The organism is Coprobacter fastidiosus, assembly GCF_030296935.1.
GTDB lineage: Bacteria > Bacteroidota > Bacteroidia > Bacteroidales > Coprobacteraceae > Coprobacter > Coprobacter fastidiosus.
Map to the genome: position 1 here is coordinate 747,423 of NZ_AP028032.1, position 17,577 is coordinate 764,999.

Sequence of the window (17,577 nt, forward strand, 5' to 3'; positions counted from 1 at the left end):
ATTATGCTATCGCAAATTACAGATGAAAATTATAAGGAGATATTAAAATCCGACAAGTTGGTAATTATTGACGTTTATGCAACTTGGTGTAAGCCGTGTTCTGTTATTGCGCCAATCTTGGATAAGTTATCAGAAGAATATTCAGAGAAAGTTTTGATTGGAAAATATAATATAGAGGATGAGGTGGAGTTGTGCGAAAAATATAATATTCTCAGCATCCCTACTTTATTATTTTTCAGAAATGGGAAAATGATAGATAAGTGTATAGGTTCTTTTGTAACCTCTACTATAAGAGAAAAGATAAATAATTTATAAATAACGGCTATGATAAGTTTAGGTAGATTAGGACGTTTAGGTAGATTAGGCAATATTTATGATATTAATATAAGCAAAATTTCTAAGATTGCTTTTGCCTCCGGAAAAGCTTTTCCGATCTGGAACACGAAACCGGGAGACGATAAACTGATGTCCCTATCGATACATGGGCTTACGGAACAGATCGGCACACCGACTCCGGAGAATCCCGTACCTATGCGATCGGTAGGAGACAGTGGGCTGTTTTTGTCAGTCATGCCGGATAAAGCAGGAAGCGATTACCAGTTGTTGAACATCAAAGAAGCAATGAAAAAGGCGGGACATGACGGTATCCTTCGATCAGTAAACGGCATATACGATGAAGTAGTGTATAACGGAAAAGAATGGAAACTGATACAGCGGATAGGTGTGAGTACAGGATTCACCGTCACTTCAATCTCAACACTTAATAGTAACGGAGATTTAAGAGAAGTCCTTATAAGAGGATCGGTAAAAGGAACACAAGTAACCCCTGACATATCTGTCTTTTACAGCAATAAATTCTATTATACAGGAGATTCCACATCCAATAAGTGGAATAAAGTATATGGAGTATGGACAAACAGTCTGCGATACGGTTTTTACCTTGTATATGATGTAAATGATTATCCCACCGAAGATGATCTTAAGAAAATGATCGAGGATGAAAGTACTATCTATTATTATGTATTATTTACTCCGGCAGAATATTCTCTTGATTTACCGGCAATAACGACCTATGACGAACAGACCTATTTCGCCAGCAATGCAGCCGACGTCAAGCCTCGTATGATAGCCCGATGTAAAGTATCGAAAGCATTGGACTACATCCGGGAGGGTCTGATCGGTTACTATACCGGTCGAGGACGAAGCAACACGGATGAGAATAAAAACATTCTTCCGGATCTATCCGGCAACGGGAACGACCTTGAGAACAAAAACTTCGCATATACCCCTGAATCGGGATACGGAGACGGATATATCCAATATGACGGGGTAGACGATTTCAGTATGTTACCGACCGACAAGAACTTTAAAAGCGGAGTCAAGACCCAGATGTTTGTATTCTCTGATAATTCGATGAATCCAGAAACAGCAAACATATATAACGGAGGAATAGTTGTTGAAAAATATTTTGTAATTCTAAACAATCAAATTAATGCTAATGCTGATTACGAACAAGTTTATTTAAACGGAACAGATGTAAAGACGACAGGTTTCAATATAAACGGTTCGACAGAAATAAATACTATCGTCATATCAAAAATAAAGTACACAGAGGAATTCAATAAGAACTTTAATATCAGTACAATTTTAAATGCCGCTATTTATTGTTTAAAACAGAGGGTGCATGATGTTTTATTATATGACAGGATATTAACCGAAGAGGAGATACAGCATAACTATAAAGTCTCGTGTCAGTACAACGGAGAAGATATAAACGGCAAGGCTGAAGAAACTACGGCCAGCGGAGAAAATGGCTTCATTATTTATAACTCTTTACCCGGAATATTTAAAGAACTCACCGTTTACGGCAAATCAATCCAAGACGGTACACCGACACCGGAGAATCCGATACCGATAAATTCAGTAGGAGATACCCCGTTGATAATTACAATTAGTAACGGCACGGAAACACAGCAGATAAATTTTGGAGATATTAAATTGAGTTCTGTCGGAACAGTATATGACGAACTTGTATTTGATAATAGTATCGGAAAATGGAAAGTGATACAGCGGATAGGAGTATTGGATAATATTCCGGAAATGGGAACTCTGTTTAAAGATGCTACATATACAGATAAGCAATTATTCCGTTTTCAGTTTAAGACATCCGCTCCGGAAAACTTTTGTGCAACCGGTCAGACCCTAAGCAATATATTCATAACGGCCACCGGTTCTGCAATGGATAAACAACCCTTAAACAGTTGCTGGAGTCAATATGCAAGAGAAAATGTACACTACATCTATTTCAATGTGCCTTTAGAATATGACACAGTAGAAAAAGCGATAAGCTATTTAGGTGAAAATTACGAGATACATTATCCCCTATACAGCCCGATAGAAACCGAATTAGACTTTGAATCCCCGAAAACCTTTTCCGGAGAAGTTACGGTAACTACCAATCAGGAAACCGTACATCCGTATATGACCGCCCGAATAGCAGTAGGAGAAAAACTAACGTTGCCCGCTGATCCATTGGCCATATATATAGCCGGAAAACAAACAACGGGAGATAATACATTTAAAGACTATTCAGGTAATGGAAACGATATACCGCTTTTCAATATTGCCCATAGTGCGGAGTCCGGATTCTTTCAAGGTGCATTACACCTTGACGGAGTAGACGATACCGGGAGGTTACCGCTTGAATCGTTCAATCCGGCAATAACAGCAGAAACAAGTTTCTTTTTGTCCGGCAAAGTCAATGAAATAGGTATTAAATATTTCAGTTATTTACGAACGAAAGATAGCGTATCTACGGCATTATCAAGATTATCACCGGCAAATACAGGTGATTTCATAGCATATTATCCGTTAGCTTTAACCGGGAATCCGGATGTCAACCTATTGAATACCTATAGGCTGACATATAACAATAATAATATGTTAGACCAACTATTATCACCGGCAAACAAAACTTACTACAATTTAGCTGGTTTTTTACAAGGCGAATCACAAGTGGAATTAGGAAGATTAGATTACCGCTATCTGATAATCTATCCCCGCAATCTTACTAAAGAAGAACAGGAAATAGTACTTAAATATATCAAACAAGGAATTTACGAACTATAAAAACAAAAACACGATGAACAGATATTATGTAATCCCGGTGTCAGAACTCAAAGAGATAGACCCGGATTGGGAAACGAGAAGAAAGAACGTGGACGCAACAGAAGCGATCATACACGTAGAAACATACGATACGCTGGTATCGGAGAGAAATAAGGAAATAATGCCCCTATCAAAAGAACTTACAGAGAGAAATACCTATCCCGTCTATCAAGGAAAATATCTGACGGAACTGTTGGATAGTCTGGAATGGACACCGAATCAGGAAGGAGGTCTTCGATGAAATGGTTGAGAGAAAGTAACCGTCCGCGTCATATCTTATATGGATTTTTCGGGGCGTTGATAGGCACGTTACTGTTTTCCATAGGCTTGGCGATCGGCAAGGAATATGGAGACAAGGCATGGGGTGGGAAATTCGACCGGCTCGATTTATGGGCAACACTGATAGGAGGTATTGCCGGACAGATTATTCAATTGTTTATTATATGGATAATTATTAAACTGATTTAGCTATGATAGAACTTAAAAATATAAATCCTAACGAAAGCGGTTTATCTGTTAGGGGTAAACTTAATAATATGTTTGCTTCTCTTATCACTGGAGATGAGGGGGTAAATAAAGTTTGGGCAAAGATTCAACAAATATTGAATAGCCAAAATTCTTTGGAAGAACTTTCTGAAGCTCAATATGAGGAATTGAAAGACCAAGTCCTAAAATCCTTTGACTACACGGACACAACAGCCAATGACCTTACGAATTACATAAACGCAATTAACGGCGGAGTTGCGGGTTTTGCGGAAAGTACAGAATACAATCCGAATATACCGGAAGATAAATCGGCTACTATTCTTGCAGTGGGAGCAGGAACTTACACTTATTTTAAAGATTCTACTGGAGTTGCTATTACTATTGAAGGGGATGACACTCTTACTATATTTTATAAAGCCGCCAATTCTACCTATTGGCAATATAAGTCAATTTTGGGCAAAATAAATATTAGTGAAATTGATGGAGGTAATGCCTTCGATTAGGTTATTTGAATTAAAGACCGACCGGACTACGAGTGAATTAATTGTTTCACGTTTTTATTATTTCCGAGTACCTTTTTGTTCGGTTGGTCTTTATTAGGTGATTTGGAAAAATTAAACTTAAATGTTATTTTTAATCAAATCCTAAAACAAAAAGTTATGAGTACACAATTAATTAAAGTTGATTTTAATATCGAGTTGGCGAAAAAAATTAGTGCTGGTGAAATTTCGGGAAAAATAACTACTCGTGACGGTCAAGATGTTGAAATAATCAAGTTCAATAAAAAAGGTGATTATCCTATTGTTGCATTAGTTGGAAAAGATGAAACGATTAGGTGTTATTCCACTAATGGAGATTGGGATATGAAATATAATCATGGGGCGGGAAATAATTATGCCCCTCTTGATTTAGTATTACAAATTCCACAAAGGGAACGATTTAAACAAGGAGATATAATTAAGGTTGATAAAATCATATTTATACTCGAAGAATACAAGAGTAGTACATCTGCTTCATGCTACGTAATATTCCAGTCGGGAACTGTGTACTATTCTGAGACTTTGTACAGTGTACATCTTTGGGATAAGGCAAGACTTGCTACTGATGAAGAAAAAATTTCATTATTTGAAGCTATGGCATTTCAAGGAAGCCAGTGTGAAGAAGATGAAGAATGATATACCCGTTGTTTTCTAATTGAAAACAGAGACGCAACTGAAAATTGATAAGCCTACGAGCAATAGCAGTGCTACAATTCGGTTGCGTCTATTTTAAAAGGCTTTTCTATATACCATATAGTTTGGCACGTTCATAATTTTAGTTAGAACCATTATATTGGATGAAGAATAAATTTCCTACACCTAATTATTCAGAGTCCTTTATAATGGTTCTGTTCTATATACAAATTAAAACAATTCGGGAATGAAAATAGTTATTTCAATAAAGATAATTTGAGGTTGAAAAATCTTTGTATATTTGCAAATAAATTTGTGAGTATATGGCAGAGAACGACAAACAGGAGGTAGATTCAAAAGGCAGTTCCGATCCGAAAGAAAATACCAGAAGCCGGATTGCAATGATATATGTATGTGCATTCTTTGGTGTTATTGCTGTGGTATTTGGAATAGGGCTTTTTAGCTGTTTTAAAGTAGATGAGTACAAGGATATGCTTGTTACTGTTTCAGGCATATTATCTGGGCCTCTTGGATTTATTGTCGGTTACTATTTTAAAGCATCGAAAGAATGAACACGTTTATAGTCACATATACTTTAGACGATTCTACAGAATCATATCCCAAGATAAGTTCTCGCTTGAAAGACTTTCCTAAGTGGGCGAAACTGTTCGCCCGTGTATGGATAATCAGAACGTCACGCTCTTCTAAAAGGGTTCGTGATGAATTGTCTGATGTAATTGAGGGCAAAGGAAAAATTGTCGTAATCAACATTACAGACTCTGCGTGGGCTACATACGGAATCAATGATAGAATGATTGACTGGATGAAAGAGAATATATGAAACGAAAGGCGGTTAAGTTTTTCCCTCTGACCGTCTTTTTTCCTTGTTAAGTGCAACTAAGTATATAAATCCCCTATTTTTTTATATACTTCATCCTCATCTCCATTTAAAATGATTAGAGATTTTTCTGTTGAAAAAGAATCTCCAACTACATCTTGAATAAAATGATAATGTCCTTTAGTCTTTAATGAGAGATTATATTCATCAGATAAAGTACGACTATAAAAGAAACATTTCTCATTTGCGTTGGAAGGCATATCTAAAATGTCATCTGTTAAGTATTTTGCAACATCCCGTTTAAATCTAAAATGTTTAGAACATGCTTCACGCTCCTTTTTATTAACTTTTTCTGGCAAATATATAAATGGCTTTGACTTATATGAGGAAAGTATATTTGTACGAGTGCTTTTACCCCAAAGTAACGACATCTTTAATGCAACAAATTCCTCACATAACATCTGAGCCCAATCTTCACATAATGGGAAATATACTATAGGCATTTTGACATCATCACTATATTCCACTTCTCTATTAATGTAATAATCAATAATATTATTCAGAACACACAACAACTTTCTACCTTCTTTAGTATGTAAATTAAGAGAAGATAGTATATTCAAAAGAGCCTTGAATTCATGGCTTTCCTGTTTTGCTGTTTTTATAAAGTTGTCGTGTAACATATTAATTAGATTTAAGAATAATAATGTCCAAATTCATGATTGCCCGTGTCATACCGACATAAATTTCGAATAGAAAATTATCCCATGAACTCTTGATCTTTGAAGCTGGGATGACAAGTATTATATTGTTATCCTCTAAACCCTTATATTTAAGTATCGTTGTAAAGGCTAACAATTCCTTAGACTTCCTTTCTATAGTTTTTTCAGATAAAACTTCAAGAAATGACTCCATTTCTGCTATTATATCATATACTGAATCATCATCTTCATTTTCTTTATATTTAAAATCAGAATGTATCAGCAATGTTGTAGAAGAAATTTCTCCGCAATATTGAAATAGATGTTTGGTGTGTTCTTTAATAGTTTTCTTTACTTCTCTTACATTATCATGGAAAGATATTGTAAGTCCTGCTATATCATTTCCTTTAAGAGAATCTAAATATAACTCAAAAGCTTCCTGGCAATGTTCAACTGACAATACTTTATTGGCATATTCTACAATAAGTTTATTTGTAGGAACACGTTTGTTCTCATCAAGTATGAAGCATGCTGCGTATTTTGCTATTTTATTAATATTTTCATTCAAATTTCGACTAACATTATTATATCCTTGTTCAAGATCATAAAATACTAGATATCGTCCTTGTTTAAGACCATTGTGTTGTGAACTTAATAGTTCATTGAGCACAATATCAACACCTTTATCAATGACATCTTGTGCTTCATCAATAATAATATAGTCATAATCTACCTTAGTAATTTTACTGAGTTCTTTGCTTAAAAGTTTGTAAACATCATATTGGCTATTATCACTTTTAATATTAAGTTCTATATTTGTTATTTCCTTGATATAATTATTGAATGTTTTGACAGTACATGAATTTAATCGTTCTTTATCTAAATCAAGCCGAACCTTACTTGCTAGCAGTCCTGTCCAACATAGATATAACCCCTTAAGACCACTATGTCTTTTAATAAATGCTTTAGCCATAGTGGTTTTTCCTGTTCCTGGTCCACCCTCAATTAATATTCTAGGATTTTTTCTCAAACCTTCTAGAATACTTAGATTGTCAATCTGTAACCAATCCAAAACTTCGCGAAGCGAAGTTAGTGAATATTTATAACGATCTTCAATTGATGGAGCAAGTGAGTTTACAATAGACTGTAATTCTGTCTTTGATATTATACGTTTAGAGCGTTTATTTTTACGAATTACACTTAAACAGAAGTCTGCAAAAGAATTATCACTATCTTGATCTAACTTATTCCAAAGTTTATGAGAAAGGTTGATTTGAGAAGAGTCACGTGATATGTCAAGAGTACTATGAGGGAAAGCACATACATAATCAACAAATATTTGATCCTTATTTAATATCCCATTATTTAACAATGCCCATTTATAATCATGAGCTTGCTTAAATGGTGTTCTACTCATTTCCCTTAAGACCCCTTTATAGCTATAATAAAAGAACCCCCTTATCAACTCAATTATACCACCTTTAACTTCAACAATAATTGCACCTTCTTGGCATATAAGGAGAAAATCAATCTGTATTTCATTTTGACCTCCATATGGTATGTTGAAAGTTTTATCATACCACATATACCATGTCAAAGGACTTGCTTCACAATCTCGTACAATACGTTCATACATATCTTTTTCTCCCTGAAGTACATTACCACTATTGTAATTAATACCAATAGTAGAGTCAATTAGAAGAGTATCTTTATGAGATTTAATAATGATTGCTATATTGTTGTGAGTTATTTATAATTTGATTACTTCCAAAGATTTTCGTCTACAAGTTCGGACATTGAATAGTTAAACATGTCTATCAATTCTGCCCTATGATTAGGAAACATTTCTAGAACTTTTATTAGAGACTTTAATGATAAACACATTTTGACTCTATCGTAATATCCATCTCTTATATCTTGTTCAAATTCATCGAATGTTTTTAGCTTTGGCCGTGTAGTTATTTTTAATGTCTTTTCTTCCCAATAAGATTGATTTCTATAACAAAATTGCCAAAAAGACATTTTTTTGTAAAACTGCTGCTGGTTACACCATCTGGCAATTTGGACATAAAAATTTGATACTGGGGCATTATGATAGTCTTCATGCCTCATCACATATCCAACACATCCATATTGCATGAGTATTTTAATTCTTTGAAATAATTCCCAAATGTCTTTATAAAATATATCTACTTTTGTTGGAGACTGTTTAAAACCACAAAACAAATAGAACTTTGTACCTTTCTTTGGATTGTAACGTTTCCAGATTTTAAGTGATTTTTCAATTATCTCATGATCTTTCCAATTATCAAAAGCAAAAATAAAATCACCATGATAACGCGACCGTGATAACATTTCTGCCATTTCTTCGCCATAAGGACTTTCTGCTAACATGCGTTCATCAAGACCTTGCCGGAATTGAAATGGGCGTTTAGTCTCTATAAGTTGCTTCAGTAGTGGTCTCCAAATAGATGGGTCAGAAGCAAGAAAATTGTCATCCCATAAATAGATATATGGCCGAACAAGTTTTCCGTTTTTATCTTTCTCATCATCCAAGAACCATTGTAATTTAGAATATGGTAATATACAATTCTCTAGTTTATTAACACAGAATGGACAATGTCTTACACAACCACGGGTTAAAAAACCTATTGAATATTTTTGATAATCTTTAAATTTTTCTCGTTTAAAACCTTTCTTAACTTGTTGATTAATAAATTGATCATATAAATGATAGTAAGGCATCTGACGAGACATGCTAATCCCATACTCTTTACCTCCATGAAAGTTTCTAAGAGTATTTAGGAATTCATCATGTTCTAATTGGTTCATATCTTGTTCACGTTTTCTACGATATTCCATTACACTTACTTCATTGGCATAAAATCCAGTTCCTCCACATTTAAACTTCTTTTCTTCCGGTGTTCCTTTTGATCGTATATATAGTTCTGGTAATTTGGTAAACGTAAAGACACAAGACAAATATATTCTTGTATAATGTAAAGTATTTGCCTGAGGATCAAGAATTAATTCAAATGGAATTCCATTATCATGGAAAAATCCTGCCAATTTTAGTAATACAAGATTTGGGTGACGCGTTCCATTATCAAGTAGATCCGCATCAATTAGTCCTATTATTTCTTGTTTTTTTGACATATTATTCATTCATTGATTTTATAAAGGCTTTGCCTTTCTCTGTCAATACATAACCGCCTGTTTTACGCGAACCTTGATACTCAATCAAATTAAGATCTTCTGAAATAAGTTGCTTAAGGATTCTATCAATAGTAGGCATTGATATTTTTATTGCATCATGCAAGTCTTTTCTTTTAGCTATTCCTAGTTCTGAAATCTTTAACAGGACACTTTTTATCTTATCATTTATCTTATCATCATCTGAGGAAATAAAATCATCCCCAATCAAGACTCTATCACCAAAACCTTCTCTACAAGGAATCTCAATCAAGAAATAACTTCTCTCTTCATTTGTCTCAATCACAGCAGGAGCAGAGCCATTTCTTCTTAATTCGTCTTGTATGGTTGGGATACCGGTTCCTCTACCTTCGGACAACTGAAGTTCTTTGAGATAATCGCCCAAACGACGATTACGGTAGCGGCGTGACTTCAGACGTTCAGCCTTTTGGATAGCATCAATGCTGATGGAACGGTCCGGACCGGCATAACTAAGAATGGAAATCTTTTCTGGCTCAATCGTAATCTCAACCGGTTCTCGTTCTTGATAATCTCTATGATACAAAGCATTAACGACTGCCTCTTCAATTGCTTGATAAGGATAGTTGAAGAAGATTATAGATTCAGCCTTGTCTTTCTGCTTAATGATACGTTTCTTGATAACATTCGTTTTGATATAGTCCAATGCCTGTTTTATCATATCGGGAACAGGGCCAACAATCTTTGGAACCTCAATCATGTTATTGGGATTCTTAATGCAGCCCTCGGGAAAGATAACAATATCTACTTGTGTTGTCGGGAAAAATTTGGCAGGATTCTTACAGAACATCATAGCGGCCACATTCTTGACTAGTTGACGTTCAACGGGCCCTACCAGCAGGTCCATTTGCGACAACAACTCGAACAGGGACAGCTTTTCGAAATCAGCAACCAAACGACTGTTGACTGTTTGCAAGTAATCCAGAACCAAGGCCCTTGAAATATCTGTTATCTCTATACTCTCATTACCCCTTTCATCAAATGGAGTACGATTCGCCATCTCACGCAATTCATCCAAGACTTCACCTCTCGCCTCAATAGTATTGGTTCCACTACGAACATACCACTTACATGGCGACTGATTACTTGCTGTAACTCGTTCACGTACATTATAAGGACGGTTCACTCCAGCTGGCACCCAAATAATTCCCGTCAATCTCCTGCATGTCGATTCGTGGCAAATAGAATGGCTCAATCTTATGATTGAACCCAACCATATCACGTTGTATCTTATCAAGTTCCTCTATAGGAACACCTGTCACTGGCCGTTTTGCGATACCTGTGTTTTCTTCTTCTTGAACACCTACGATGATGTATCCTCCGCCAATGTTATCAAAATCATTAGCGAAAGCACAGATGGTGCGATAAATTTTATCTGGATTCCATCCTGTTTTAAACTCAATACGGGTGGATTCTATTTTACGCTTATGAAGCAAGTCTTCTATGTTTACCGGAATAGCCATCTTGATATACTTATTTAGATTTATCCTTTTCTACATGAAGCAATTCTCTTACATCAACATCCAAAAGTTCCGCTATGCGAAATAATGTTTCCAAATCTGGTTGTGAAGCATTAGTACACCAACGAGAAACAGATGTCACATTCCTACCAACTTGCTCAGAGAGCCATTTAGCCGTTTTATTCTTTTCAACAAGGACTATTTTAATCCTATTCAATTGCTTCATAATTGAAATAATTTGTAGTTTAATGCAAATATATCAAAATTCAATGTGAAAAGCTAATATTGTTCAATTTATTTTGGTAAAATACCTTTCAATGATAATTCTATTCAAAAATTAACCACCATACCATTAGCCTTGTCAAGTTCATTCCAGCGAGTACAGAACAAATGTGAGTGGCGAACAGGAGGATAGTCTGCGAGCAGAGCACCAGTATTAATCAGTTCACACTTCTCGTTGATAATGCCGAATGATTCATAGTCGCTATTCTCAAACAAACGTTTAGTGCGCTTAAAGTATGTGGCACGAAGCACGGTAAATACCATATCCACGAACTTCCAACAATACACAAGGCTCATACGACATGTTACTACCCTTCAGCACCAGTTCTTTGTGCTTCAAGATACTAGCTACTACACTCTAGTTACCAACACGAACAAATGCCTACATCGGTCCATCATCTATGTTATAATAAGATATCTGAGCACCAGGCATCACTGTGAGTACAACGAACTCCTTGTCTTCAGCCTTTGCGAACGAGAGGTTGAATCAGGTATTGGATCAATGTGAGACTTGATAGCTTCGCTGATCTTCTCCGCATCATCTTTTACGTCATCAAGACCGACCGATAGTTTTATCATTAGCAATACCCCAAATGAGTCTGCCACCAATACCATTGGCAAAGGTGCTCACACTCTTGCACCAACTTTTCGGTTTCTTCACCTCCAGAGCCACCTTCTTATCATATTTTGTTACCCCGCCTATCAGTTGGTGAATGTCTAGTACTTCTATTTTATATATAACGTATTGACCTACTATTTATTTAAATGTTTAGAGTTCTATCGAACATAACGATTCCCCTTTATATTTTATAATATGTAGCATCTGACTCACAGAAACAACAGATGATTACTTTACCATCAAAGTCACTCTCATGGATTGCCTTCAACGCAATCTAAGCAGCCTCTGCCTTTGGATAGCCATACACACCAGTACTAATACAAGGGAAAGCGATACTCTTAATGCTCTTTTCCTTAGCAATGTCAAGTGCACATGAAACCAGCAACTGAGACTCGTCACCATTACCATAAAAACAGGTCCGACGGTATGGATTACATACTTGCAAGGCAAGTTATATGCCCCTGTTATCTTACTCTGACCAGTCTCGCAACCGCAAGAGTCATGCACTCCTTCAAGAGTTCGCGACCTGCAGCACGATGAATAGCACCATCCACTCCTCCACCATCTAACAACGAGCGGTTAGCTGCATTAACGATTGCATCAACTGCCAGCTTGGTTATGCCACCAACGACGAGTTCTATCTGTTTCATATACTTACCTCTTATTCCATATCGGTTAGAACCATACCGCAAAATTCGTTTGCATTATTTGCATTATAAATTTTAGCGCCAATATTCTTTAATGGTTCATAGCTATGTAGAGATTTTGAACCACCAAGTAAAAATATATATAACTTATTATCATCATTCAAATAATCACGGAAATAGCTTACAGATTCATTGATATTGCCTAAGTCACCATCTGTAATCAACACGGTAACTAGATCTCTAAATCTTACGTCTAACGTTGATTTAATTCTTGAAATTGGAAACTTAGTTCCACCGTGACCATTTGTTAATAGACGCTCCCTTACGTCATCATATTTATCACTCCAATCAACGTATGCATCAATTTTATCACTAAATCCTATAAATGCAACCTTGCTTTTTGTTGATTCAAAGTATGATAAAATACCATATGATGCAAGAACAGCCTGATGCATATTAGCAGATTCCTTCATCGCAGACCCCATACTACCGGATGTATCAACGACCAACAACAAATCCATTTGTTTGCTTTCAGTACCATTATCATCATTAGATACATATTCCCACTTTTTTGTAGTCATTCCAGGAATAAGTCGTGGAGATGTCATATATGTTAACATTAAATCCAGCTCCTCTATTGGGTCACCAATTCTCCATACAGAGGGATATGTATATGAAGACTTGTTTCCTGTATTCGAAAATTCAACAATTGGTATGATATTAGCACTTTGAACATTAAACCAAAGAACTCCCTTCTGCTTATCAGACATACCTATAATACCAGCAATTGCTAATAGGTCGATGAACTCTTCTACAGAGGTTTCTTCTGCGAGTACTTCTATTGCTTCTTTGACTTTATCAGGATCCGCAAAAACAAAAGCATTTCCGTGTTCATCGCCATCTTTAGGTCTACCAACACCCCATTGACCGCTCTGTTGCTGAGGTCCCTGCTGACCGCTCTGTTGCTGAGATCCTTGTTGACTACTCTGCTGGGGATTCTTTTGGTCTTCAACATATAGTTTAAAGAATATTTCTGCATATTCTTCAACTTTATCTAAAAATGACGATTTATCTTCTATGCCGTTTTTCGTGAATGAATCAGCTAATTGATGGACAATTTTTAAAAATTCAGGATCAGTTTCATTTATACCAAGATCTTCTTTCCAAATTGCCTCTTTTGTTAGAAACATTAATTTGCAATGCCTTGGACAAGCACTGATATTTGCACCTATTTTTATCCAATCGATTTCACTCTTTAAAGTTTCTTTACTATGTCTATAATAGTTTTTTGTATCAACAATAATATCAGCTGCTTGATTTGAAATTGCTCCACACGCATACTTGATATTTATACCAAGATGAGAGAAATGCTTATAATAAACATCTCTAATTCTTTTTAGCATTCTAAAATGAGTAATTACATCAAATGGGCAACACATATAGTGCTCTATTTCATGTCTTGTAAGTACTTTTACTTCATTCTGAAACTCATGATAACTTATAGGAAGTTTTCCGAAATTAAGATGAATCTGCCAAGTCTTATCTATAGTAATATAGTATTGCCCAGTTGAATAATTAGCATCATCCGGCAAAAGCATTTTGACAATAGGCATAGGAATCCCCAAGGAATTGTGATACTCCTTGACGAATACATACTCAATTGCTTCTTGGGCTTTCAATCTATATGTTTCAATATCAATTGACATTGTTTGCTTGTAAGTATTTGAATAATTCAGAATCTTCGTCCCCTTGGTAGGTAAAGATATATTTTTTCAATCTCTTAACTGACAAGTCGCATGCATCTCGTGTAATATCCAACAACTTAAATGGTTTTACTTTTTGTATGTCACCATTTGCAAGATCGGTACCAGGAATAACCGCTTGAATAAGAGATGACAGTTGAGGATTCGATATTATTGAATCTTTTTCGAGCTTAAATGTATATTCCTTTATTTCTATCTTTTTGATAGAACGGTTAACTCGCTCTGAAATGTACTGTCGATTGGGAATATCATATCTAAATGCTAATTCTGATTTTATAGCCTTAAGCTTCGAAATGTCACCTTTTGAGTTATCTATCTGGTTGTTATAGGACACAATCTTATCATAAACTGGAGCATATTTTTCATTTAAGACTGGAACAATCTCTGCAGATATTACAAGAGAATTATATGACGAGTCTCTTATTTCTTTAAGATACTCATTGAATTCTGGAACTGAAAGTGTTCCTGTCTTAACTCTTTCAAAACCCATAAGAAGATCTTTAATACCATCAAACTCATTTTTGATCATTTGTATGATATTTCGAGTTCCATCTAAATCAATATTTGTTATAAAAATGGATGTTTGCTTCCCTGAATTTGTATTTTTCCAATGTTCAGTTAAAGTTGACACATACTTTTTGCTCAGAACAGCTCTATGCCAAATCATATATGGGGCTAAAACCTCAATATGATTTACATTGACTTCTCTGTCTCCAAGGAACCATGCAAGAGCTTTTCCATATCTGTACAGGTCTTCTTTTACTCTGACGCTTAGTGGTAACTTGATTTTTGAGCACACTTTTTCTGGTGCACACATATGACAATTCTCACAAAGACTCTTGTCAACAGACAAGTTATCATTAGACTCTTTAGAGGCTCTTTCACATAGGCGATATGAAGCAATTATGTAGTTGATAAACAATTCGGCTTCTTCTGTATATGGAATATTCTTAACAATTTCTTGAAGTTCTTCTAGATTAACATCCTGAAGATATTCCTCAATACGATCATTATAAGATGATTTATCTCGTTTTCCAATAGTACTGAAACTGTCATAATCAGGCATGGTTATCGGAAGTGCAAGAGCAAATCTATCCTTGAATGGCAAAGACAATTCTGTGTTCGCATTGTCCTTTGGGTTCAAGGTTGCAAACAGGGTGAAAGCAGGAACAATCATACTCTGATCATGATATTTTACTGACCCTTCTGCGAGCAATGACAATAGAATATTTTGTGCGTATGGAGATAAACGATTTATCTCATCAATGATTTTCCATCTTGATGTGACAAATTCGTTCCAGACCACTGACAACTTACCATTATCAAGTGGTTTGTTTCCTGTCATTTGAGTAAAATCTAAACTACCAAGGATTTTTTCTTCTGTCAATTGTGGATGTCCTCTCAATATACAATCTTCAATCTTTTCCTTGGTAAGATGGCAAAACAACTGACCTAAATACTTAGACAAGGTGGTTTTTCCTCCGCCATGTCCTCCATACAACATCATTGTACCACGCTCAACAAGTGCATTGATTACAGCAAGCGTTTCTACCAAATACACTTTTCGATCTTTCAACTTCTCGTTCGAGAACTTTGCACCTTCAAGTTCTGAATTGTGCACATACAAATTGTTTATTCGTATGTTATCCAATGCCTGAATTATATCAATATTTGTCATTATTAGTATTCTTTTGTATATGATAATTTAATAAGTCCACTCTCCAATAGTTTTCGGAGATAGTCATGATCTAAATCAGATGGCGTTAACTCTAAAGACTCTTTTTGTTGAAGCCAGTTTATCTCTGTTTCCAATCCAGATTTTTTCATGATGTCTTCAAATATCTGCTGAGTTTTATTCTTATCCTCAAGCATTGTATCTAAAGTTTCATCAGAAATAGAATTCATAAAATCAGAGAGTGGTCCTAAACCATTCACAATTGTTGCCAGAGTTCCATTTTCAGAATCATATATTGAGTCAATATCATTTTGTAATTCTGGATGAGTTTTTGCAATCTTTTCCAACATAGCTTTTTTGGTCTTGTTATAGTTTGCCAAGAATTCATCAAAGCAGTCTTTTACTTCGTCAAAAATCTTTATTTCTGAACTATGGAGCTTTGCAATTTCATTATGACATTTGTTTAGTTTTGGAACGATTTCCTCAAATTTCACAGTAAGTATCTGTGGTAGTACATTAGCGTTTCTTACTGTCTTGTAATTCTTTATGAGCAGATCTATCTCACCTTCTTTTTCGAATCCATCCCAAGTTTTATTAAACGACAATTCATCTTCTGCATAGAATTCTTTTATGTCAATGTACTTGGCTTCAATATCATTCCAAGTATTCTCAATAAAATTATTCAAGCATTCAGCTACATCTCCTTTTGTTGCCAACATGGTGTCATCGAACTTCTTGAAAAGTTGCTTAAGTGTATCATCCGAATTACTTGAGATGCCAGTATCAGAAAGTATGGTTATTACTTTCTTAATAGACGCGATTCTGTTTCTTACTCGCAAGTATAGTTTTGACTTATTTTCGGACTCATTAAGTGCTGTAAGATTCTGTCCATTTTTTATAGACTGCTTAATTATTTCGGAATAGAATGATATTGTCTCATCATTCTTTTGTTCTTCCGTATATAGATCTTCTACCTTTGTATAAGCCAATTCAGAAATGTCTGCTAAACCAACAAATTCATCCTCTAAATCTGTCAAGAATCCATCAATATTATTCTCAAATTCATCTGGCTTATTAACAAATGCTGAGACATCTGATTTCAACTTTTTATTAAATTCAGAGATGATTTTATCAAATATACACTTGTCATCATCAAAAGAAATGTTTTCAAGTGTACTTAATATTGAATCAATTCTAGAAGAATATGTTTCATAATTACCTTTTAGGAAATCTCGCAATTTAGCAATATTATTTTCGTTATTCTTTGTATGTTCCTCAACCCATGACACAAATGCATCTAACCCTGGAGCTGTCATTTTTTCATACAAAGAATCAAATAACTGTTCAAGTTGCTTTGTGCATTTTTCAAAATCTTTTTTGGTAAGGATGTTTGAAATCCTTTCCTCAATTGCGTTAAGCTCATCTTGCCACTCTTGCTTGCTAAGCTCTAATTTAAGAGTTTCGGCATATTTATCACCCTTTTTTATCTCAAGAGCCTTATTGTATTGCTTTGTAATTTTATCAATATTCATATG

Annotated in this window: 16 protein-coding genes and 2 pseudogenes; 8 read left to right on the forward strand and 10 right to left on the reverse strand. The window is 35.1% G+C overall.

Features of this window, described 5'->3' with window-relative positions; translation table 11 throughout:
* Positions 1 to 3 precede the first annotated feature (3 nt).
* The 8 genes from trxA to QUE35_RS03060 all read left to right on the forward strand — a co-directional run bounded on the left by trxA (position 4) and on the right by QUE35_RS03060 (position 5,667).
* Complete coding sequence (gene trxA / locus QUE35_RS03025) at positions 4 to 315, forward strand: thioredoxin (protein ID WP_022601375.1); 312 nt, start codon at positions 4 to 6, stop codon at positions 313 to 315.
* Positions 316 to 324: 9 nt separating this feature from the next.
* On the forward strand, positions 325 to 3,129 hold the full coding sequence (locus QUE35_RS03030) for a hypothetical protein (protein ID WP_286262258.1): 2,805 nt from the start codon (positions 325 to 327) through the stop codon (positions 3,127 to 3,129).
* A gap of 13 nt (positions 3,130 to 3,142) precedes the next feature.
* Positions 3,143 to 3,409: a hypothetical protein gene (locus QUE35_RS03035; RefSeq protein ID WP_022601151.1), complete on the forward strand. Its 267-nt coding sequence runs from the start codon at positions 3,143 to 3,145 to the stop codon at positions 3,407 to 3,409.
* Positions 3,406 to 3,636 (forward strand): hypothetical protein, encoded by a 231-nt coding sequence (locus tag QUE35_RS03040; protein ID WP_022601150.1) that lies wholly within the window; start codon positions 3,406 to 3,408, stop codon positions 3,634 to 3,636. Before QUE35_RS03035 ends, QUE35_RS03040 begins: the two co-directional genes overlap by 4 nt.
* Before the next feature lie 2 nt (positions 3,637 to 3,638).
* Complete coding sequence (locus QUE35_RS03045; protein ID WP_022601149.1) at positions 3,639 to 4,157, forward strand: hypothetical protein; 519 nt, start codon at positions 3,639 to 3,641, stop codon at positions 4,155 to 4,157.
* Between the two features lie 156 nt (positions 4,158 to 4,313).
* Positions 4,314 to 4,829: a hypothetical protein gene (locus tag QUE35_RS03050; protein ID WP_147404915.1), complete on the forward strand. Its 516-nt coding sequence runs from the start codon at positions 4,314 to 4,316 to the stop codon at positions 4,827 to 4,829.
* A 320-nt stretch (positions 4,830 to 5,149) separates the two neighbouring features.
* Complete coding sequence (locus QUE35_RS03055) at positions 5,150 to 5,398, forward strand: hypothetical protein (RefSeq protein ID WP_022601146.1); 249 nt, start codon at positions 5,150 to 5,152, stop codon at positions 5,396 to 5,398.
* Positions 5,395 to 5,667 (forward strand): hypothetical protein, encoded by a 273-nt coding sequence (locus QUE35_RS03060; protein ID WP_022601145.1) that lies wholly within the window; start codon positions 5,395 to 5,397, stop codon positions 5,665 to 5,667. The genes QUE35_RS03055 and QUE35_RS03060 overlap by 4 nt, the downstream gene beginning before the upstream one ends.
* A 56-nt stretch (positions 5,668 to 5,723) precedes the next feature.
* On the opposite strand, the gene QUE35_RS03065 is transcribed toward QUE35_RS03060, so the two are convergent.
* From QUE35_RS03065 to QUE35_RS03105, 10 genes and pseudogenes are all read right to left on the reverse strand, one after another.
* Complete coding sequence (locus QUE35_RS03065; protein ID WP_022601144.1) at positions 5,724 to 6,347, reverse strand: hypothetical protein; 624 nt, start codon at positions 6,345 to 6,347, stop codon at positions 5,724 to 5,726.
* A 1-nt stretch (position 6,348) separates the two neighbouring features.
* Complete coding sequence (locus QUE35_RS03070; RefSeq protein WP_244925471.1) at positions 6,349 to 8,001, reverse strand: nuclease-related domain-containing DEAD/DEAH box helicase; 1,653 nt, start codon at positions 7,999 to 8,001, stop codon at positions 6,349 to 6,351.
* A gap of 125 nt (positions 8,002 to 8,126) precedes the next feature.
* Positions 8,127 to 9,521 carry a hypothetical protein gene (locus QUE35_RS03075; RefSeq protein ID WP_032539552.1) on the reverse strand — a complete coding sequence of 465 codons (1,395 nt, stop codon included), beginning with the start codon at positions 9,519 to 9,521 and terminating at the stop codon, positions 8,127 to 8,129.
* A gap of 1 nt (position 9,522) precedes the next feature.
* A pseudogene (locus tag QUE35_RS03080) lies at positions 9,523 to 11,059 on the reverse strand (RNA-binding domain-containing protein).
* Between the two features lie 10 nt (positions 11,060 to 11,069).
* Complete coding sequence (locus QUE35_RS03085) at positions 11,070 to 11,282, reverse strand: helix-turn-helix transcriptional regulator (RefSeq protein WP_007844365.1); 213 nt, start codon at positions 11,280 to 11,282, stop codon at positions 11,070 to 11,072.
* A 609-nt stretch (positions 11,283 to 11,891) separates the two neighbouring features.
* The gene (locus QUE35_RS13675; protein WP_349290056.1) at positions 11,892 to 12,011 is read right to left on the reverse strand and encodes an AlbA family DNA-binding domain-containing protein; all 120 of its coding nucleotides are present in this window, start codon (positions 12,009 to 12,011) and stop codon (positions 11,892 to 11,894) included.
* A gap of 127 nt (positions 12,012 to 12,138) precedes the next feature.
* Positions 12,139 to 12,607: pseudogene (locus tag QUE35_RS03090) on the reverse strand (macro domain-containing protein).
* An 11-nt stretch (positions 12,608 to 12,618) separates the two neighbouring features.
* Positions 12,619 to 14,310: a vWA domain-containing protein gene (locus tag QUE35_RS03095; protein WP_286262283.1), complete on the reverse strand. Its 1,692-nt coding sequence runs from the start codon at positions 14,308 to 14,310 to the stop codon at positions 12,619 to 12,621.
* Entirely contained in the window at positions 14,300 to 16,045 is a 1,746-nt protein-coding gene (locus tag QUE35_RS03100) for an AAA family ATPase (RefSeq protein ID WP_022601135.1), read from the reverse strand. The genes QUE35_RS03095 and QUE35_RS03100 overlap by 11 nt, the downstream gene beginning before the upstream one ends.
* A gap of 2 nt (positions 16,046 to 16,047) precedes the next feature.
* On the reverse strand, positions 16,048 to 17,574 hold the full coding sequence (locus tag QUE35_RS03105) for a hypothetical protein (protein WP_022601133.1): 1,527 nt from the start codon (positions 17,572 to 17,574) through the stop codon (positions 16,048 to 16,050).
* Between the last annotated feature and the right edge of the window lie 3 nt (positions 17,575 to 17,577).